Source organism: Xylanibacter oryzae DSM 17970, from assembly GCF_000585355.1.
GTDB classification, from domain to species: Bacteria; Bacteroidota; Bacteroidia; order Bacteroidales; family Bacteroidaceae; genus Prevotella; species Prevotella oryzae.
The window spans coordinates 2,890,291-2,912,385 of record NZ_KK073873.1 but is presented as its reverse complement, the minus strand read 5'-3'; the positions used below and the strand labels follow the sequence as shown (position 1 = coordinate 2,912,385).

The 22,095-nt window shown below is 36.8% G+C and carries 15 protein-coding genes and 1 tRNA gene; 7 read left to right on the top strand and 9 right to left on the bottom strand.

Annotation, left to right across the window (positions count from 1 at the left end; translation table 11 throughout):
* Positions 1-2: 2 nt before the first annotated feature.
* The gene (locus XYLOR_RS11835; protein ID WP_036879853.1) at positions 3-2,075 is read right to left on the bottom strand and encodes an outer membrane beta-barrel protein; all 2,073 of its coding nucleotides are present in this window, start codon (positions 2,073-2,075) and stop codon (positions 3-5) included.
* A 129-nt stretch (positions 2,076-2,204) separates the two neighbouring features.
* On the opposite strand from XYLOR_RS11835, the gene XYLOR_RS11830 reads away from it, so the two are divergent.
* From XYLOR_RS11830 to XYLOR_RS11815, 4 genes are all read left to right on the top strand, one after another.
* Positions 2,205-3,677, top strand: a complete 1,473-nt coding sequence (locus XYLOR_RS11830) for a sensor histidine kinase (RefSeq protein ID WP_309477144.1) — start codon at positions 2,205-2,207, stop codon at positions 3,675-3,677.
* The gene (locus XYLOR_RS11825) at positions 3,670-4,368 is read left to right on the top strand and encodes a response regulator transcription factor (protein WP_036879847.1); all 699 of its coding nucleotides are present in this window, start codon (positions 3,670-3,672) and stop codon (positions 4,366-4,368) included. Before XYLOR_RS11830 ends, XYLOR_RS11825 begins: the two co-directional genes overlap by 8 nt.
* Before the next feature lie 246 nt (positions 4,369-4,614).
* A complete protein-coding gene (locus tag XYLOR_RS11820) occupies positions 4,615-5,862 on the top strand; it encodes a C10 family peptidase (RefSeq protein ID WP_036879844.1) in 1,248 nt (415 codons plus the stop codon).
* A 4-nt stretch (positions 5,863-5,866) separates the two neighbouring features.
* Positions 5,867-6,508, top strand: coding sequence for a hypothetical protein (locus tag XYLOR_RS11815; RefSeq protein WP_036879842.1), 642 nt, complete (start codon positions 5,867-5,869; stop codon positions 6,506-6,508).
* An 83-nt stretch (positions 6,509-6,591) separates the two neighbouring features.
* On the opposite strand, the gene XYLOR_RS11810 is transcribed toward XYLOR_RS11815, so the two are convergent.
* Positions 6,592-8,142 carry a tetratricopeptide repeat protein gene (locus XYLOR_RS11810; protein WP_036879839.1) on the bottom strand — a complete coding sequence of 517 codons (1,551 nt, stop codon included), beginning with the start codon at positions 8,140-8,142 and terminating at the stop codon, positions 6,592-6,594.
* A gap of 374 nt (positions 8,143-8,516) precedes the next feature.
* Positions 8,517-8,598, bottom strand: a tRNA-Leu gene (locus tag XYLOR_RS11805).
* A 125-nt stretch (positions 8,599-8,723) separates the two neighbouring features.
* Between XYLOR_RS11805 and XYLOR_RS11800 the strand changes: the two genes are divergently transcribed.
* Complete coding sequence (locus XYLOR_RS11800) at positions 8,724-9,815, top strand: mannose-1-phosphate guanylyltransferase (protein WP_036879836.1); 1,092 nt, start codon at positions 8,724-8,726, stop codon at positions 9,813-9,815.
* 53 nt (positions 9,816-9,868) lie between these two features.
* Here XYLOR_RS11800 and XYLOR_RS11795 read toward each other — a convergent pair whose 3' ends face one another.
* Positions 9,869-10,270 carry an HIT family protein gene (locus XYLOR_RS11795; protein ID WP_036879833.1) on the bottom strand — a complete coding sequence of 134 codons (402 nt, stop codon included), beginning with the start codon at positions 10,268-10,270 and terminating at the stop codon, positions 9,869-9,871.
* A 3-nt stretch (positions 10,271-10,273) separates the two neighbouring features.
* The gene (gene greA / locus XYLOR_RS11790) at positions 10,274-10,738 is read right to left on the bottom strand and encodes a transcription elongation factor GreA (protein ID WP_036879831.1); all 465 of its coding nucleotides are present in this window, start codon (positions 10,736-10,738) and stop codon (positions 10,274-10,276) included.
* Between the two features lie 237 nt (positions 10,739-10,975).
* Between greA and XYLOR_RS11785 the strand changes: the two genes are divergently transcribed.
* Both XYLOR_RS11785 and XYLOR_RS11780 read left to right on the top strand, forming a co-directional pair.
* Entirely contained in the window at positions 10,976-12,274 is a 1,299-nt protein-coding gene (locus tag XYLOR_RS11785; RefSeq protein ID WP_036879828.1) for an L-cysteine desulfidase family protein, read from the top strand.
* Positions 12,275-12,296: 22 nt separating this feature from the next.
* Entirely contained in the window at positions 12,297-14,339 is a 2,043-nt protein-coding gene (locus XYLOR_RS11780) for a protein-disulfide reductase DsbD family protein (protein ID WP_036879825.1), read from the top strand.
* 180 nt (positions 14,340-14,519) lie between these two features.
* Here XYLOR_RS11780 and XYLOR_RS11775 read toward each other — a convergent pair whose 3' ends face one another.
* The 4 genes from XYLOR_RS11775 to hemG all read right to left on the bottom strand — a co-directional run bounded on the left by XYLOR_RS11775 (position 14,520) and on the right by hemG (position 22,089).
* On the bottom strand, positions 14,520-17,921 hold the full coding sequence (locus XYLOR_RS11775) for a DEAD/DEAH box helicase (protein ID WP_036879821.1): 3,402 nt from the start codon (positions 17,919-17,921) through the stop codon (positions 14,520-14,522).
* Positions 17,922-18,437: 516 nt separating this feature from the next.
* Positions 18,438-19,427, bottom strand: a complete 990-nt coding sequence (locus XYLOR_RS11770; RefSeq protein ID WP_036879818.1) for a lysylphosphatidylglycerol synthase transmembrane domain-containing protein — start codon at positions 19,425-19,427, stop codon at positions 18,438-18,440.
* On the bottom strand, positions 19,409-20,566 hold the full coding sequence (locus XYLOR_RS11765; protein ID WP_036881068.1) for a glycosyltransferase: 1,158 nt from the start codon (positions 20,564-20,566) through the stop codon (positions 19,409-19,411). The genes XYLOR_RS11770 and XYLOR_RS11765 overlap by 19 nt, the downstream gene beginning before the upstream one ends.
* Before the next feature lie 125 nt (positions 20,567-20,691).
* Complete coding sequence (gene hemG, locus XYLOR_RS11760) at positions 20,692-22,089, bottom strand: protoporphyrinogen oxidase (RefSeq protein WP_036879813.1); 1,398 nt, start codon at positions 22,087-22,089, stop codon at positions 20,692-20,694.
* Between the last annotated feature and the right edge of the window lie 6 nt (positions 22,090-22,095).

Here is a 22,095-nt window from a genome sequence, read left to right as displayed (position 1 = left end):
TATTACTGTTTAAACCTTGATGTGTCAATGGCCTGATGCTTTTTCTCTTTATACCCTCCAAATTTATAAGTGAATGAAACGCCGAATTCACGATAACAAGAGAAATCCATACTTAGGTTCTGTCGATCGTAATTGATACGTGGATTGATGACAGAAGTCTGGAAAATGTCATTACAGAAAATACGAATTATGGCATGTTTTTTCAAAAAGAGCCACCGCGTACTGAGATTTACATCACCGGAAGCAGGCAGGTTATAAGTAGCCTGGATAGATTTAGAACGAATCATACCATCAACAGACAGGGTTATATCCGGACTCGTAGAAAGTGTGATGTTGTTGTTGATGTTTGCCATTACAAAAAAGACATGACGGTCAAAACTAATATCATAGAAATGATCGTCTTTCTCACGCTGCCATGCGCCTGTTAATGTCACTCTACTATCTAGCAATTGTGATACTTTAAAAGGTACAATAGCCTGTAGACCTGCTTGTTGCTGGAAATTAAAGTTTTGCGACTGATAACTGATAGCTAATCGGTCATGGCGTTGATATGGTGACTGCACAAAATAATTATTGGCGTAGTTAAACCATCCTATTAATTGATATTTGCTTTTCATTACATATACCGTCTGAAACTGATACTCATCAGTAGGTTTTAAATTAGGATTACCTGTAATCTCATTATATCCACCATTGCTGAATGTGGTAAAGTTAGTCATAGCCCAATATTCAGGATAGGTACGGTCATAACTCAGCCCAACCTGCAATACGTGACCCTGCTTTGGCATATAAGTAATATTAAAGGTAGGAAAGAAATCCCAATGATGCCAATTGGGAGAATGGTAGTACTCTGCTGCAACAGATGCCTCTGTAGTCAACTTGCTTCCGAAACTTTTATCAAAGCCTACATAGAGGTTTACATCGTTTTCAGACTGGTGAGTAGAGCTATTTGTAGGCTCTTCGCCGGTTGTTGAATTTGCATCGACATAGAATTGCGAACTGCTATTAATGCTGGTGGTATAAATTACGCCATAATTAAGATTCCAGTCTTTGCCTAAATGATGTTCTTGTGAAAGAAAAAACTTCCATCTATTTACTTTCTGATTGTTATCAACATTATAGCAAAGTTTACCGGTAGGCAGACTGCTGTTGAGAAATTGATTCTCGGGATTATGATAATATGTCATTTCTGCTCCGACCTTCAGGCCAAATGGGGCATTATAGTCCATTCGTAGATTGTGAAGCCAGTTATGACCAAATATGTCTGTCTGACCGAGTATGCTACCTGACATATCCTGAGAGTCATGTTTATGATTATATACACCATTATAGATAAAGCTAAGTGTATTATTATCTGCAAAACGATAATCCAGACCAAAGCGAAACTGATCACCATATTCACGGTTGCGTGAGATCTCATTTGAAATAATATCATGTACAGAACCATCGTCTAGACTATGATGACTGGTCTCGTCTGTCCATGAATAATCTTTGCCGTGACTATGCAGATACATTCCATCAATAGACAGTTTTCCTTTGCTATACAATAAAGAGGCTCGTTCTCCGAACCTGGCATCATGCTTTTGATTCAATGCCATATTAACTTCTCCTTGCAGCGGAGTACTTCCGTCAGTATGATGCTTAAGCACAATGTTAATGACAGCTCCACGTACCTGCATCTTTGCAGGTGCATTATACATTACTTCGGCTTTAGCTATACTATTGGCAGGAAGACTCCGCAAGAGAGAATTTAATTCTGTTGAAGTCATCGTAGTAACTTTTCCATCTAGGATTACTGTTGTAGGTATACCGCCAAGTGTTATTTTTTCGTTTTGCTCAATAACACCGGGAAGCTCTTTAACAGCATCATATATATTATCAACAGATTTCTTTTCTATCAGTCTTGGCAAATCATATATAATAGCACTTCCCTTAACCTTGGCAATAGGTCGTTCACCCTTAACGACAACATCGGGCAGCTGGTGGATAATGCTATCCATACGCAATGAATCAACAGACTGCGCACTGGCTGTTAATGCCAAAGATAAGGACGTTAATAATAAAAATTTTCTCATAATCTTCTTAATTTTTTATTTGATGCTGCAAAGTTACAGTGATTACATATGTAAACAAATCATTTTGGCTTATCAAGTCTTAAGAGAAAAGTTATTTAGTCTTATCACTTTTACCTTAGTATACTAAAAATGATTATCTTTGCAATCATGAAACTGTCATTGAAACATATCGTAATTTTGGTTATTATTGCCTTAACGGTAATATTTACTTATCAAGCCTATTGGCTGATAGGACTTTATGGCACTATGCAAAGCAAGATAAAAAGTGATATCAAGGAAACCGTCAGACTATCTGATTATGATGAAATATTTCATCGTATTGAGATATTGCGCAAAGAGAAGGATAGAAAGCATGGACAAATGAATATCAGTGTGGAAGTAAATGCTAAAGATCATTCTACAACGGTAAAAAATAAATCACAGCTAAAAGACCATACTGAAAACAACAATTACGTAACTAGTACAGAAATTTCTGATCTTGATCTTTCCACAATGTTACGTAATCCTAAAGGCATAATGCAGTTTGAAATCTATATGCAGCAGGGCATCCATTCAGGGCTTGACCTCATGAAAAATATAAATGTGAGATACTTTAACAAATTGCTTAACAGAAGACTTGATTCACTTGGTATCAACACCCCACGCCGATTATTATACATTCACTATTATAAGAAAGATGGAGAGAAGAAGGTTCTCCCAAAGACTCTTGCCTCTTTTGGCGAATCGAACTATGAATACACAGACACCGTGAAATTGTCTATTGACCCAGATAAGAGTTACTCATATGTATTATTGCTGCCACCAACCACGACTGTGGTTCTCCGCCAGATGAGTGGAATATTGGCAACATCATTCATAATTCTTATTGTCTTGATGTTTGTTTTTTGGTATCTGATACATACCATCATGAAGCAAAAGACTCTGGATGAGATGAAAAGCGACTTTACAAATAATATGACTCACGAACTGAAGACTCCCATAGCAGTAGCTTATGCAGCAAATGATGTTCTACTCAACTTTAATGGCACCAATGATACAGAGAAAACCAAAAAGTATCTTTCTATCACCCAAGAGCAATTGAAACGCCTTTCCGGTCTAGTTGAACAAATCTTATACATGAGCATGGAAAGACGAAAGACCATGAGTCTAAAGATAGAGGATGTGGATGTACTTGGGGTTATTCAACATCTTATTGCACAACAAAAGTTGAAGGCAGACAAACCGGTAGATATTACTATTGACATTCAAAAGAGCTTAACCGTGAAGGCTGATTTCTCGCACTTCTCAAATATAATTAGTAATCTATTGGATAATGCAGTAAAATATTCTAAAGAGAAAGCGGTTATCTTGATAACAGCTAATCGTTGTGATGATTTTATAGAGATAGATATTACCGATCATGGTATTGGTATAGAACAAGACAAGCAGAAATATATTTTCGATAAGTTCTATCGGGTGCCTCATGGAAATGTGCAAAACGTTAAGGGTTATGGACTTGGACTATACTACGTGAAGAGTATGATGGACAAATTTAATGGTTCGATTGACGTGGAGAGTGAGCCATCCAAGGGTACAACTTTTAAACTGAGATTCAATGGATGATATAAGAGTATTGCTGGTTGAAGATGAGACCACCCTGGCCATGATTATCAAGGATACACTAGATGCGCAAGGCTTTGAAATCACTACTGCAGCAGATGGCGAAGAAGGTCTACGGCTATTTAATGAGTCAAAGCCGGATGTCATTGTTGCTGATGTGATGATGCCAAAGATGGATGGATTTGAAATGGTACGGAGGATACGTAAAATTGATCCAGTAACGCCGGTATTGTTTCTTACGGCTCGCTCTGCCATCAACGACGTTGTTAAAGGATTTGAGTTAGGGGCCAATGATTATCTAAAGAAGCCTTTTGGTATGCAGGAATTGATAGTACGTATTAAGGCTCTGGCCAAGCGAACAGGACTTTATCAGACTATTAATCATTCTATAGATCTGAATAAAGAAATAACCATTGGACAATATCAGTTGAATACCAAGACAGAAAAGCTTATCTATGGTAGCTGTTCTGAGGAATTATCTCATCGCGAAACGGAAATTCTACGGATGTTAGCGGAGAATAAAGACTCTGTTGTTGAAACCAAAGATATTCTTCTTCAGTTGTGGGGTGATGACAGTTTTTTTAATACTCGTAGTCTTCAGGTGTTTATCACCAAACTTCGTCACAAAATGTCGAAAGATAATAATATCAGAATTATTAATGTAAGAGGTGTGGGATATAAATTAATCTTTTAATAGACTTTCTTTGTTGCAAAAACGCTTCAAAAAATGCCGCAGACCTGTATAATTATCTAAATTTCAATGATTTAGTTTTCCACTATTGCAACATCCTCTCCAAGTGAGTTTTGTTTAAGTTATTTTTTATTATACCTTTGTATTAAATATTCCATGAAAGGTATTATATATTATCCTTATTCGATTTTGAAAAATATCTTATTTTGACTTATTTGTTATGATCAGTATTACACAAAAATATAACTTATGAAAACTTTAGAAAGAAAAATTTTATTTCTAATTTTGGCTGCAATTGGATTGATATCATGCAACCAAGAAGACCAACTAAGTGTTAACAATCCATCTGATCATGAAAACAAAGTAACGATTGAAGAAGCCAAAGCAAATGTAATGGACTTTATTGCAAATATGAATAAAGGTACCAGAGCTTTTCCATCTAACGTTAGTATCGCAAATGTAGAGGCAATATCTCTACCTAGAGGCACAAGAGCAAGCTCTAATGTGAATTTGGATACTTTATTCTATGTCGTTAATTTTAAAGATAGTTGTGGATTTGCTATTGCATCCACAGATGATCGTGAAAAACCCATTCTTGCATTAGTAGAAAAGGGTAATTATTCATATAATGAAGCTGATACTACAAATGCTGGCTTTAATGCTTTCATAGATGGAATGATTGAGAAAGAAATAGGAGCTAAAGGACCAAGACTTCGTATTGATACGGATGACGAGAGTGGTGGCTCTTCAACAAGTATCCCTGATAAATTCGAAGTAATGTCTCCTTTGCTTACTACTAAATGGGACCAACGTTCTCCTTACAATAAATATTGTCCGGGCTCTTTCACGGGATGTGTTATAACTGCTATATCTCAAATATGTTCATATATTGGAATGCCATCATCTCGTATAAAATACTCATATAATAATGATCAAGAAGTTGGTGAGGCTACAATGAACTGGGCTAAAATAAACAATGAATGCAAAGAATCTGGTGGATATATTATTTCAGCCGATGCAACCGAACAGGTAGCCAGACTAATGAGGTTTTGGGGAGGGGTATTTGATGCTAATTATACTAATGGTGGTACTTCTGCAGATACAGGTGATGCTATATATAAAATGAGACGTTTTTATGGATTCGATATTTCAGGTTTGAATGATTATGACATAGACAATGTAATCTCAGATCTAAAAAAAGGCAATAGAATTATTCTCATGAGAGGAGATGGACGCTATTATCATGTCGGATTTGTATTCAAACAATATGTGGATGGACATGCCTGGGTCATTGATGGATATATTAATCAAGTTAAGAATGACAAGGAGTCTAAGTATGTACATTGTAACTGGGGTTGGGGTGGAGACAGAAACGGCTACTTCTTAAGTGATGTCTTAAATGCGGAACAGGATCCCGTTTATGATGACGGTGCAAAATCTACAACTAGGAGTGAGGACTACAGATACAAACTAAAAACAGCAACATTTATAAAATAAAAAGATGAAGAAATTTTTAAGAAATATATTAATGTTTATGTTGGTCTTGTCAATAATGCCAACATTCACATCCTGTGATAAAGTAGAAAATGATGGCCCATTTGGAATATCACCTTTTACGTTGTTTGTTAGATTTGAAAGTCCAAATGGAACAAATATACTCGACTCCTTGAATATAATAGGGGATGTAAATAAAGATGAAAGGATTTTGAATATTGATAATGGTGAAATCGACGTAAAGTGTTATCGTGTTAGCGATAATAAATTATTAGAGACAATCAGTGAACTTTGGATTCGCGCAAACGAGTCATGGAATAGTAAAGATAACCCAGATTATCACTATGAAAAGCTTGGTACTATGTTGCGCACCTCTTTTGTAGATGCAGATATATGGAATGAAGGCAAAGGGTCTACTAAGCACGATGAATCGTATGTAGTAAATATGAAAAGCCATAAAATATTTGGTAATGACAAGACACATACAATTAAATGGTATATTCACATTTATGGTAGAGGGTATTACGAAGCATACAAATGTGAGGTTGATGGAAAGCAGGTGTCGCTAGACAATGATCCACTATACCAAAGTCAAAATAATAATCATGGTATATATGCGATAAATACAGTCCAGATATTGGGGAATTAACTTAATTATTACTTTTATCTTCACATTTATAAAAATATAATAGAGCGGTGAGTCTCTCATAATAGAGAGGTTCGCTGCTTTTTTTAGACTTCCTTTTTCTTCTTTAATCTAGACCTAATAGAGCGAACTGTTGAATCGCTTACACCAAGAATGTATGCAATATCACTATCTTTAAATTCCATATCTTCAAGTATCAAGAATAAGTATTGCCTAACTCGTAAATCATGATACTGTTCTGTCCATGTATCAAATATGTCATTCTTTATAACTTTATAAAAATCAATTATGCATTTCAAATCTGCATCTGTATAGTGCACTATTGATTTTTTGTCCTTAATTGCTTCATAAATCTTATATCCGTTTCGTAAACTGTCTATGATAGACTGATGTGATAATTCTATTTTATTGGTTAGCTTATTAACAAGCCTTCCATTGCTGTTATTGGAATTCTTTAATTCATTAATTTTCTTATAGCATGAATCTATTTCAGTGGAATATCTATATGCTTTACTCTTGAATAATCTTATATTATATATGTATCTTTTAATTTTTTTCCTGTGATAATAAAAAAAGATAGATAGTGTTACTACTAAGATTGCGATGACTAAAAGCAGTATAGCTATTTTTCTATATAAAATTCTTTCAGATTTCTCTTTATCATATTTTGATTGGATTTCCAATACTCTTTGTCTTAAATTCTTTTTATGAATATTATTTTCTATTTTGTATAATTTATTTGATAGTATATACGCATTTTTGTAATTATGCTTATTGGTATAATAGTTTACTAAGGATTCATACATTGCGATTTCTTTTTCCGAATCATTAATTGTCGGACCATTATTCCAGTATTTAATAACCTGTTTTTCCTGACCATTATTGAATTTCATCTTACCTATTGTCAGATGATCTACTGTCGTTTTATATAATTCAATCGATTTGGTCGTATAATATTCAGATTCTTTGTACTTACCAAGTTCGAAACAAATACTGCCGATATTGCCTAGAATTATTGCCTGCTCATTCTTATCAAAGCTTTTAATTCCATATAAGCTTTTCTTAAAGAATAAATATGCTTTATCCGGTTGTCCTAATGAACTATATGCATTAGCTACAAGTGCATAGCCACGTGATATTAACTCATTATCTGATAATTTCACCGAACTTTTCAGCATTTTCTTTGCATATTCTAACTCTAAATCATAGTATTTTGCATTTGAATTAATGTAACATAGAAAATCATATATTTTGTTTTTTAATAGTTCGTCATTGGTATCTAATGCCAATTCTTCAGCTTCTTTGGCATCCATAGTTGCCTCTGTTTGTTGTTTCCTCTCATATATTATTGATGCTTTGTAATATAATGCGTTTGCTAGTCGTTTTTGATTATGGCTATTTTTGTAGTACTTTATACTATAGTCAATCATTGAGTATGAACTCAGATGAATGCATAATTTGTATGCAACTTCTGAATATAATAGTCCATATAATGCTTTATCTTTATCATTATTAATGTTGGAATACTTAATATGACGTAAAACCTGTAATGAAGAATCAGGATGTGTTTCAATACATTTTTCAGAAGCAGACAATAACTGTTCGATTGGTGTTCTATTACAACCAATTATAAACATAGTACATATAATGCACAAAAAATATTTTATGGTAATCGTCATATCAATTAATCACAACTTACTTGTATTACTGTGAAATTTAAATGCAAATATACATATATTTCTTATGAAAAACAAAAATATTAAAAAAGTGATTAAGTTTGTAACAAATATAATTTATCACCTGCTCAAGAAAATAGGCTAAGTTACAATAGATAAATGCTTTTTTGCAAGTGCATGCAAGGATGTCGGACTCAAAGTAAAATAGCGTAGCTGGAGAATTACTGCTACGCCGGCTGATATGTAAGATGAACTTATTGGCGATATATCCAAAATGTTGAGCAAAAACAAAAAAGCTAAGTATTGAATAATCAATTACCTAGCTTTCAGCGTTGTACCCAGACCCGGGATCGAACCGGGATGAATTGCTCCACTGGTGTTTGAGACCAGCGCGTCTACCAATTCCGCCATCTGGGCGTGTAGCGGGTGCAAAGGTACTAATAAAAATTGAACCTGCAAATTTTTAGTAGAAAAAAACTTAAAATCTTTGTTCATATCATTTATATTATCTAACTTAGTGGTCAAATATAAATAACAATAGTATGAACAACCCACAAAACAATTTTTGTGTAATACTCGCTGGTGGAAAAGGAAGGCGTCTATGGCCTTGCAGCCGTGAGAATTACCCGAAACAGTTTATAGATTTCTTTGGAACTGGACGTACTCAATTACAGCAAACTTATGACAGGTTTACTAAATTTATACCTAAAGAGAACATCTTTATAAGTACTAACCAAGATTATGTGAATTTGGTGAGACAGCAATTGCCAGATATACAGAAGTCGAATATTCTAGATGAACCCGTAAACAGAAATACGGCTCCAAGTCTGGCTTGGGCCAACCACCGTATATCATCTATTAATCCTAATGCAAATATTCTTGTAGCTCCATCAGATCAGCTTGTCTTTAATAACGATGTCTTCGAAAAGAATATCATACAGGGATTCGAATTCGTTGAGAAAAATGAACGTATGCTCACTATGGGTATTAAACCTACACGCCCGGAACCGGGATATGGATATATACAGATAGGTGAAAAATCTGATACAGAAGATGTGTATAAGGTAAAGTCGTTTACTGAAAAACCTGAACGTGAATTTGCAAAGATGTTCATGGAGAACGGTGAGTTCTATTGGAATACGGGTCTATTCCTTGCTAATAATAGGTGCATAAAGAGATGCTTCCATAATTTTCTACCACCTATATTGAAAGAATATGATGAGTCTGTAGATAAATTCGACTTTGAAAGTGAATCTGAATTTATCAAAGATCATTTCTCGCTATATCCTAATGTATCAATAGACTATGGTGTGCTTGACAAGTCTGATAATGTGTATGTAATGATATGCAATTTCGGATGGGCTGATATCGGTACATGGCACTCCATATATGAGAATATGAGTAATGGTACGGATGAGAATGTCGTAATAGACTCTGACGTAATAATGGAGAACTGCCATAACAATGTTATAAAGATTCCTAAAGGGAAACTGGCTGTCATTAATGGTCTGGAAGATACGATTGTTGCTGAGAAGGATAATGTATTGCTGATATGCAAGAAAGAAGACTCTTCGGCATTGATACGTAAATATGTAAACGAAGTTCAGATAAAACTGGGAGATGATTTTGTATAAAAAAGTAGATATATAATAAAGGGCGGTACTCAAATACCGCCCTTTATTATATATTACTCAGCTGTAAAAGCTTTGTATATGTTACCGGAAATTTCTTGAAACTCTTCTTCTGAGAGTTTCAACTTAGGATTAGAGAATATCATATCCTTTTCTGAATTCATAGGTACGAGGTGTATATGCGCATGCGCTACTTCAAGTCCTAATACTGCGACTCCAACTTTGACGCATGGATAAGCTTTCTTGATGGCAATAGCCACCTTCTTAGCAAAAACAACCATCTCGGCCAACTCGTCGTCGGTCATATCAAAAATATAATCTACCTCACGACGAGGTATAACAAGCGTATGTCCTTTTACTAAAGGGTTTATATCCAAAAATGCATAGAACTTATCGTTCTCGGCACATTTATAACTTGGTATCTCGCCTGCTGCAATCTTTGAAAAAATGTCTGCCATAATCTAGATTGAAATTTTGTCAATGCGTAATTTGATTGTGCCTCTTGGAATCTTTATTTCTACTTCGTCTCCTACTTTCTTACCAAGCAGACCCTGTGCTATAGGAGTATGGATAGAGATCTTACCTTCTCGCAGATTAGCCTCACTCTCACTTACGATAGTGTAACTCATCTTTGCCTTGTTAGTAAGATTAGTCATATCAACTTTAGACAAAATCTGTATCGTATCAGTGCTCAGACGTGAAGTGTCTACTATCTTTGCATCTGATATAGCTAATTTGATCTTGTTAATTTTGTCTTCCAGATGCGCTTGCGCTTCTTTGGCCGCATCATACTCTGAATTTTCACTCAAATCACCCTTGTCGCGAGCCTCTGCAATAGCGGCTGATGCCTTAGGGCGCTCAACAGTCTCTAGCTGTTTCAACTCGGCTACTAATTTCTCGTAACCCTCTTGTGACATGTAAGCCATAATTGTAATTTTTTATTTTATAGTTAATATAGTATTTCTTGGTGAACAAAACAAAACAAAGAATTCCGACAATTTCTCATGTCGGAATCCTTTTTCTATAATGTCCGTTTTAATCCTTACTTTTGCAAAAGTATATAATTATTTCGAATAAACCAAATTTTTAATGACAAAAAGTTGCGTGTGGTGAATTTTATTTATACTTTTGCAGTCACAAAAATACAATTTTATTGCATTTATATGCTAAACGAAGACGAAAGAAAAGCTATTTTAGAGCTTATACATAAGCAGGTAGTTCCTGCAATCGGTTGCACAGAACCAATATCTGTAGCACTATGTGTAGCAAAAGCAAAAGAGATTTTGGGTGAAGTTCCAGAAAGAATAGAAGCCAGACTAAGTGCAAACATAATAAAAAACGCTATGGGGGTCGGCATCCCGGGAACAGGCATGATCGGTTTGCCTATCGCAATTGCGCTAGGTGCCCTGATAGGGAAATCAGAGCTTGAACTTGAGGTTCTTAAAGGATGTAATAGTAAATCTGTCGAGGATGGTAAAAGGTTTATCTCTGAAGACAGAATTAAAATATCACTTGAAGAAAAAGATCCGGACAAACTTTTTATATCTATCCGATGTATTGGGGATGGACATGAATCTGAGGCCATCATCAAGGGGCATCATACAGATTTTGTATATCTGCGTAAGGATAATGAGGTGATGCTTGACAATAAAGCGGGCTGTACTGATCAGACGGATACTGAATTTGTAAAACTCACTTTAAATAAGGTATACGAATTTGCTAAAACAGAAGATATTGATAACATAAGATTCATACTTGAGGCAAAACGTCTTAATGAGAATGCCGCCGCTAAGGGACTGGAAGGAAACTACGGACATGAGTTGGGAAAGACCATGTGTAGTCCTCTGGGAAAGGGTATAATGGGTGATAGCATCTTCTCTAAAGTATTGTCTGATACAAGTTGTGCCTGTGATGCACGTATGGCAGGTGCAATGATACCTGTTATGAGCAACAGTGGCAGTGGTAATCAAGGTATATGCACAACGATGCCTGTAGTGGTTTTTGCAAAAGAAAATCACAACACGGAGGAAGAACTTATACGCGCACTTATACTCAGCAATCTAACAGCCATATATATAAAGCAGAATCTTGGAGCATTATCCGCCCTATGTGGTTGTGTGGTAGCATCTACAGGCAGTAGTTGTGGCATAACATATCTTATGGGTGGTACTTACGAGCAGATATCATATTCTGTAAAAAATATGATAGCCAATCTTACCGGTATGATATGCGATGGTGCCAAACCAAGTTGCGCTCTCAAACTTACCACAGGCGTTGGAACGGCCGTGATGAGTGCCATGCTTGCCATGCAGCACAAATATGTTACATCTGTAGAGGGTATAATAGATGATGATGTAGACCAAAGCATACGGAATCTTACACAGATAGGCAGCAAGGGAATGGATGAAACAGACAAGTATGTACTTGAGATAATGACACATAAGTCGTCTTGTAAACTATAAAAAACAATTACACAAAAATATAATGAAAACAATTAAGACAAGTATCACTACATTACTGCTGGCGTTGTTCGCCACTACAGTAATGGCCCAAATGCAAAATCCTGTACATTTTACTGTAAAACAGAATCAGGTTTCTCCTACAGAGGTTGACGTTATTTTCTCCGGTACCATTGGTTCAGGATGGCACGTCTATTCTACTAACATGGCCGGTGGCGGTCCTACATCTGCCACTATAAATATGGATAAGGCCCAAGGAGTAAAGAAAATTGGTGGATTGAAAGCTCACGGTGATGAAATAAGCGTGTTCGATAAATTATTTAACATGCAAGTACGTTACTTTAAAGGTAGTGTGCAATTTGTACAGAAGTTTAAAATCACAGCAAAAACATATAATATAAAAGGCTACTTGGAATATGGCGCTTGTAACGACCAAAGCTGTATGCCTCCTACATCTGTAGAATTCAACTACAGCGGCAAAGGTCCTGCAGACGCGCCACAACCTACTGACGACAAAACGGCAGCTGACGTAGATAATACAACTACGGCTAATACAGATACAGCAATGACTGCAAATGTAGTTAAAACAGATAGTGTTGCTCGTGATACATCAACAATAGTTGCAAAGAGTGACTTGTGGAAACCTGTCATAAAAGAGATGCAACAGTTTAATGGTAATGATAACAACAGCAATCACTCTTGGATGTACATATTCTTTATGGGATTCATCGGAGGACTTTTAGCTTTGTTCACTCCATGTGTATGGCCTATTATACCGATGACTGTTAGTTTCTTCCTAAAACGTAACAAAGACAAAAAACGTGGTATACGAGACGCTATTACATATGGTATATCTATTGTGGTGATTTACTTAGCTTTAGGGCTTGCGATTACGGCCATATTCGGTGCCAGTTCGCTAAACGCTTTGGCTACCAGTGCTGTATTTAATATACTATTCTGCCTGTTGCTTATTGTCTTTGCGGTATCATTCTTTGGATGGTTTGAGATCACTCTACCATCTTCATGGAGCAATTCAGTAGACAGTAAGGCATCTACAACAAGTGGCTTACTAAGTATCTTCCTTATGGCATTCACCCTTACACTTGTATCATTCTCATGTACTGGTCCAATAATAGGTTTCTTGCTAGTAGGAGTTTCGTCAACCGGTAACATTGCCGCACCGGCAATTGGAATGTTCGGATTCGCTCTTGCTCTTGCTTTGCCATTTACACTCTTTGCAATGTTCCCTACATGGTTAAAATCTGCACCAAAGTCTGGTTCATGGATGAACACCATAAAGATTGTATTAGGTTTCATAGAGTTGGCTTTCTCACTGAAATTTTTCTCTGTAGCAGACCTTGCTTATGGATGGCACCTGATGGATCGTGAAGTATTCTTGGCACTATGGATTGTAATATTCGGTATGCTAGGTCTATATCTTATCGGTAAACTTAAGTTTCAGAGTGACTTGGCCGGTGGAGAAGATAAACCGATGCCTGTACCATGCATCATGTTAGGACTTGTATCGATTGCATTCGCTGTATATATGATTCCAGGACTATGGGGCGCACCATGCAAAGCAATTAGTGCTTTTGCACCACCTATGAACACACAAGACTTCAATCTAAGTAAGGGTGAGGTAAGAGCTAAATATACAAATTATGAAGAAGGTATGGCTGCAGCCGCTGCCGAAGGCAAACCTGTTATCGTAGACTTCACAGGATTTGGATGTGTTAACTGTCGTAAGATGGAGGCTGCTGTATGGACAGATCCTTCTGTAGCAGAGAAACTGACTAAAGATTATGTCCTGATTTCTCTATATGTAGATGACAAAACCAAATTGGCTAAGCCAATAGAGATAACTGAGAATGGAGAAAAACGTACACTTCGTACAGTAGGTGACAAGTGGAGTTATCTACAGAGAAGTAAGTTCGGGGCTAATGCTCAGCCATTTTATGTAGCATTAGACAACCATGGTAATTTACTCGCCAAATCTTACAGTTATGATGAGAATATCGATCATTATATGAAGTTCCTGAATCAAGGATTAGACAATTATAAGAAATAGATTTGTTAAGATAATTGATTTAAATCAAAAAAGGGCCTCTTTTAAAAAATAAATTGATAAACATGCTACACGATGCCAAGATTTGTAATATCTTTGCATCGTGTTTTTCATAGTATTAGATTTAAGGTTAACAAAAGGTTGGGACTCAGCGGAGCCCCTTTTTTTATGCCCTAAATATTTTTATATTTTCATTTTCGTCTCAATGAATTCGATGAGACTTTTAAAAATGGCATTGCCTGAAAGTATTTTTGGATTGCCCGTAATTATCATTTGCTTTCTAGCTCTTGTTATTGCCACATTCAGCTTGCGGTCTATGATGTGTCCGTCTTCTACAAAGCTGTTGCCGGTAAGAAAATCAAGTTGGTAGTAATTCTGTATTGTGAACGAATAGATAATAACATCTCTCTGACTACCCTGATATCTTTCTACAGTATCTATGGACATATCCAACAGTTCGGGTATACCTAATTTTTCAATTTCTTTTCTTATCATGGCTATCTGATTGCGGTATGGCACTATTACGCCAACAGACTTGACAGGGTCGAACTTTTCTCCATAGAATCGATGAATACGTTGCAGGGTATCAGTTACGATACGTGCTTCATCTTGATTTACTTTTTCTGAAATGTCAGGTGTCTTGCAAAAATCAGAAGGAATGAATATCATTCTATTGTGCTGCAGTATACTATCCATTTCATCTTGTGCAGGCAAGTCGTAGTGAAGTTCTGTTTCTGTCTGGTGAGGACATGGAACTGGTTCAAGTCTCTCACGGAAGTAAAACATCTTATTAGGGAACTCAGCTATATCAGGATGCATCCTTCCCTGTTTGTGCAATATTCCGACAAAGTCTTGTCTGCCTGCACTATCTTCAGTGCGTATCAATCTTTCAAATAGCGAATTGCGGCAATCTGTAATGTGTATTTCTTTCAATAGAGGATCACTTACAGCCGAATCTTTCTCGCTCTGTTGCACTACAGCCGGCAACTGTTTATAATCACCGACCAGAATAAATTTACGAATGCAATTGCGTAACACCGTTTGTCCGTCAAGGTTCTCATTATAATGAGCAGACAGTATACCTATTATATTAGGTTCGAGGATCTGTGATGCCTCATCAACAATAGCCAGAGAGAAACGCTTAATATTAAATATGTATGGTTTTGATACAAGCATTGACGTTGTGCCTACTATTATACGCGAATTAATAATCTTGCTACGTATGTTGCTAAGTTTAGGACAGTCATCAATAGCTTTATCAATGAGATTATTTCTGAATCTCGGGTCACAACTGTATTCGTTGCCAATTCTAAGGAAGTCGCAACCGGCATCATTCAGCATAGAGCATATCTCATCAACTGCCCTATTGGTGTAAGCTGTCAGTAATATACTCGAATTGCTGTCTGTCAGTTCTTCTTCCACAAGAAACCTTATTGCCATAGATGTTTTTCCTGTACCTGGAGGACCTATCAGCAAGAAGTAATCCATGGCTTGTTTTGCCTTGAGCAGGATCTCATTATAATTTTCATTATAGCTTCTTGACAATTGCAGAGACTTATCTTGTCGAGGCTCACGCTGAGCCATAAGCAAATCTTTACGTCCACTCTCTGCAGTGATAAAATCATGCAACGACCGCACGGCTCCACTAGTTGAAGAATCAGATCCTCCATGTTCTATTGCAAATACTGCAGAATGTTTACCGTCAATATTATACATACATGATTCTATCACATTCTGGTTTTGCTGACCATCATTAAGATAGACAGTCAGTTGGTCTGTGCACATATCCTTAATTATACCTTTATATAGTATATTCTTTCGTGCATCAGGCTCCTCATTCTCTCTATATGAATAAAGGTATACCATATCACCTGTTCTGAAATTAGGAAGGAAGTCTTCGCCCTGATCAGGCACAGCCAGCGTGATAAGGTCATATCCGTTAAAGTCGGAACTCCTCTCCTTTCTGATTATATTCAGTCCGGTATATATATTACCTGTCTCTTTCTTCTCGGATAAAGGCATATTCCATATGTCGGCGTTGCAATTATTGACACCCTCTTGAGATCCAACCTTGGCAACACGTTGTTCTCGGTATACAAAAGTCATCATTGTGCAATAATAAGCCCTCTCCAACTTCGACATATGCTGTAATGGACTTGTGATTGCGTCAATTTCGGGATATAGATAATTGTGATAGAACATATTGTCCATCTTCTTTATGTTCAGTGTCTCAGGATTGATATCGTCTATTACACTCTCAAATCCATTATCAGCTATCTCAAGTTCTTCAGCTACCAATTCGTTTCTGAATCTTATAGACTCTCTGAACAATCGCTGATAAAAAGCGACTACTACAAGTCCGTCTGCAGGAGGATACTTAGAGTAAAGCAGACGTATGTCTACTGCATTATTCCCAAGATTGAAGTTGTATTTCAAAATACCATAATAAAGTAACAACTGCACATAATGCGGTTCTAGTTGGAAACTTCCGAATTCATTAGGATGCCCATTTTCAATATTAAGATTACGACCGGATTTTTGTTCCACTAGCAGTTTACAGTCGGAAGTCATAAGGTCGACACGTCCACGTATTCCTAATTTCTCACAGACAAACGATGGCTCCAGTATAGCTTTATCTTTATCATATGTTTTGAATAGTTCCACCACCACTTGCTTCAGATTGTTTGATTGGGTGTTAGCATCGAATATAAACTTATTACCATCAAATTTATTACAAGTACAAAACTCAAGCGCCTTCTCTTTAAAATTGTTCTTTATAGTTTCATTCACATGATAGTGATCCTGATTGATAATATCATCCAGAGCACTACCTGCAAAATTACCCAGAAGAGTAGCCTGTGTATTAGCTCTTGGCTTCATTCTGTTGATTGTATATAGTAGAGGATGATGTCCATAATCCTGAAAGCAGGCAGCAATACTACTGATATCAATCATAAAATCAGGCTCAACAACTATCAGTTTAGGTACTGCTATTCCATTTTCGAGGTGACAATCCAATAGATTCAGTTGCATACCCACTCTAAGTATGTCATCTATATATTTCATATCCTCAGCAGAATAATCCACCTTTAAATATTCATCTTCTGAATCCTGTTCTATTGTTAGTGTGATAAATTCCCCATCCCATTGTTTTACTATTCCACGAATATATCTGGCATTTATAGTATCCCTTTTAGAGTACGGTCTATTCTCTGTAGGGATCTTTCCTATTAGGAAGGAAGGAATACTTTCTTTGAATACCGCTGATATGAGCAGACACATAGCTCGTGCATCGTAAAGAATATCATCGTGGCTCAAAGCTGTAGACTTGTTAGAGTGGCGACGCATATCCTGAATGGCTATTTTGTCAGATGCAGATATATTATTGACCTTACATAAGAAATCCACTTGCGAGAATAAATTACCGAAAGCCTGATTCGTATTTTTTATTCCCTCATGACAAGTCAGAACAAGTGTCTCATGCATCATTTTATTGATACTGATGTGAGATATATCATCATTCAGAGTTATTATATACGAAACACGTTCGAAAAGTTCGTTTGCAGAAATATTATATGCTGGCATTATATCATTTATTACTTCTTATAAATCAGTATACAAAGATACACCTTATAAAGACTAAAAATGAATGTCAACACAATCTTTTTAACTTAAAATAAGTGTTTATCTCTTATAAACTATATTTTTGATACGTTATGAAAGTTTTGTGATACATAAAATAAGTAATTATGTAATAAAATTCAATAATTTTACACAACTATATATTGCTAACCAATCTTAATCTAATAAAGAAGCATCATAATTATGTTTATCAAACAGCAAATACCTTCAACCATTAAAAGATGGAGGTTGAACTGAAAAAGCTATGTATTATCCATTCCCTCAGGAGGAACTAAATAATAATCCTAACCTAAAGGGTAATGATATGAACTAAAAAACACATGTTTCGGTTAATAATTTGAAGTCTTGAGGCTGGGGGTTGCATCTTGCAATTCCTGGCCTTTTTTAAGTTATAAATTAATTGTAGATAATAACATCTTCAACTAGTAATCCATGAATAGCCGTATAAGACTCGTAGATTCAGCTCCTGAACTTTTTAATCCAACCTGGCAATATTATAAGTCCTCCGGCCAAATAGGCATAATATGTGATTATTCTCCATAAGCATGTTATCATCAACATAACACTTACATTGGTAACCATACTCGAATAATATGTAGAGAATACATACTCGCTTATACCACTTCCACCAGGGGTAGGACTTACCAACATGACCAGCCACATTATCAGTTGACGGGCAAAAGCCAATGTCTGTGCGCCAACCGGAATAAAAGGCGCCAACAATGCACCTGCCACAAGAAACCTGCAAGTCCAGGATATTGATGTAGCCAAAAAAGCTTTAGTCCAGAATATAGCAGGCTTATTTTTCATCTCTTTAGCACTCGTACGCAGATCTTTAGTTGATCGCTTTATTTTGTGCCGCCATCTCCTTAAAAATCTTATACTGAAAATACCAAGCAATATATTACAAATCAAATCCGGACGTTTGAAAATAGCTATATAAAGAATTCCCGTCCATATTGCAGTAACGACATATATAGGAACAAAGAAAAAAGAAACACTTGAGAATTTTCCGAAAAGTTCAGCAGAACCGAAAAAGAGGAACATTGCAGGACATGCAATAATAAGAAACAGTTCGTCCAGGAATACCGTTGTTATGGTTATTGCCACCCCCTTACCGGCAGGTATGCCATAAGCCTTAAGATATAAAGCTATTAGTCCGGCTCCTCCTACAGCCGAAGGTGTCGTAGCTGAAGAGAATTCACATAGCATGTTTTCTTTTAAAGCATCGGGCCATGAAAGATTGTGAGGCCTACACATAAGTCTCATTCTCCACGAGAGTCCCAGATCTCTACCGAACATCAATATGATAGCAAGTACAGCCGATGCTATGTTCATCCATGTAAATCTGATTTGTGCGAAAGCCTTCGCGTCAAACTCCTTATGAAACATTATGGCTGTCAGTCCCACCCCTATCACAATAGGGAGTGCTATACGCAATATACGCATTTTCTGTCTATTATTTCATTATATCTGCATTCCACCTCATCTATCACATCACTCCACGACCTGGCAATCGTTCTGGATGCATTCATTCCCACCTTTCCGATAATATCCTTATGCATGATGAGATTTTTTATTGTCATTGCGAAATCATAAATAGAATCCTGTGATAAGAAACCATTAAACCCGTCATTTATGATACCTGCCGAAGTAGATCCGGCCATTAGTATAGACGGGGTCTTCATTGCCGCGGATTCTCTCACTACTAGTGGAGCATTATCATATTTTGATGGAAACAAGAACAAGTCTGCCGCAGCATAGTAACGTTTCAGTATATCCCTGTCAGTGATTTGTCCGATGAAAGTAACCTTACCCGAAAGTCCTTTGCGTACAACCATCTCTTTCATTTCGTCTGCTGCATATCCGGTACCTACAAAAAACATTTTATAAGGCATCTCTTTCAGTATTTCCAGAGCATTAATAATAAATCCTGTGTTTTTCTCCCATATGTGCTGACCTACAAACAATAATACGTTATCTTCTGCCGAAAGTCCCAATTCATGTCTTGATGCCTCCTTTGTTAGAGTATCGTCATTATCCGAAGTAAAATCATTACCATTATCAACGACCTCCACGCGACCTTTATATCCATATTCACGTATCGTATCTTCTACATCAGCTTGCGGAATCCATACCTCGTCGGCCATATCGTAAAACTTGATTATATTCTTTATGATATAGTCTACGATAAATTTATTAGGTATGATACGTTCAAAGTCCTGTCTGTATTTTGAGTGGAAGGTCGCTATAATGGGAACATTCTGTTGTCTGGCAACACGCATCGCTATTGTGCCCGAAGAGAAAGGACAGTGAGCATGTACCAATTTGAAAGGAATACGTTCCATCTTCTGCATAAACTGCCTGTCAACATAAGGAAAGCCGTAACGGTAAGGTTTCCTGAAAGGTATCGGCAACGACGTATATCCATATACCGGATAAGGCTCATTATAGACCACGTCAGGACTGTTAGGTGTTATTACGCAGGTATTGCCCACTTTCTTATTCAACCAATAAGCATAATTTTTTGCCGCTACAGCCACACCATCCATAATAGGAGGAAAAGAGTCGTTGAATATACCAATCATAGGCTCCGACAGAAATGAATACTTTTTCATAATTCACAATCTTTTTAGTCGGTAGCAAAGTTAGATATACTATATTTCTAACATTTTTCTTTACAGATACAATTTTAGTACATTCTTTTTCCAAATTAATTACAAACACAACAATCGTTTGCTATCCTTACTGCTTGTCTTATCCTATCGGCCATGCCTATTCCGTCTCTTATATTCCCCGCCAGTATCAGTCCCGGATATTGATTCTCCAGTTTCTCGATGGTTTCCAATCGTTCGCCTGTGCTTATTTCATATTGTGGGATGGCTCTTTCATGTCTGAATATGTGTATCATATCCGGTTCTTCATTTTCATTATATCCCAACATTTTGTGCATCATAGCCTTTACGGTTTCCGTTATCTCACCGTCTGTCATGTTTATTGCCTCCGGATGTTTTACTCCTCCAATAAAGAATGAGTAGAGAGAACATCCCTCAGGAGCTCTTCCGTCGAAACAATCTGAAGGGAACAGTATACCAAGCACTGGCATACCTTCGCACGATGGTACCAATCCGCCAAAAGATGGTCTTATCTTTCGCCCTTCATCATTTATACCTACACTCACCTGTACAATAGGTGCATAGTATAAGTTACATATTTTGTTTATTTCTTCTTGGCCCACGAAAGATAAAAGCGACTTTAACGAATAAGCGCCTACCGTTGTTATTACTTTTCGGCACGTAATGGAGTGAGTCTCACTATCCGCAGATTTATAAGATACTCTCCATCCAGATTGTTCAGGCTGTATATCTATATTCATCACGTCAAGGGTAATATTACCCGCACCTATATTATTGCCCATAGCATCAACTAATCTCTCCAGACCACCTTGTGCAGAGAAAACTTTCTTTGTAGCCTTTAGATCACGTTCCGTCTTTTTCTCTTTCGATTTGGCAATGGCTCCCTTCACAAAACTGCCATAGTTATGCTCCAGATTATATAATTTTGGTAGAGCGAATCGTGTTACAAGTCGCATAGGATCGCCGGCATATACTCCCGATACAAATGGGTCTACTGCATATTTGAAATAAGATACGCCCAATCTTCTCTTGGCCAGTTCACCAACAGTCTCATTGACATCAGTACCCTTTCGCCTTAAAGGTTCGCCAAGTATGCGCAGTTTGTCATACCACGTGAAAAGAGGAGTACTTATAGCAGACATAAGTCCCGAAGGCAGTGCATGAAATTTATTACCCTTCCATATCAACCTGCACTTAGATGCCTCACGTGCAGTCTCCAGCACACAGTCGGGCATAAGAGATTCGAACAGTTCTGCTATCTCCGGATAAGATACAGCACCTGTATTCGGTCCGCTTTCGAATGTATATCCCTTATCCTCGAAAGTATGTATCTGTCCTCCGATTCGGGATTGACGTTCCAGTACCATTACGTTCTTATTCTTTTGGACAAGCGTATATGCAGTAGTCAACCCTGTCAGTCCTGCTCCTATCACCACAACGTCTCTGTGATCAACTTTAATGTCTATATCATTCATGGCGAA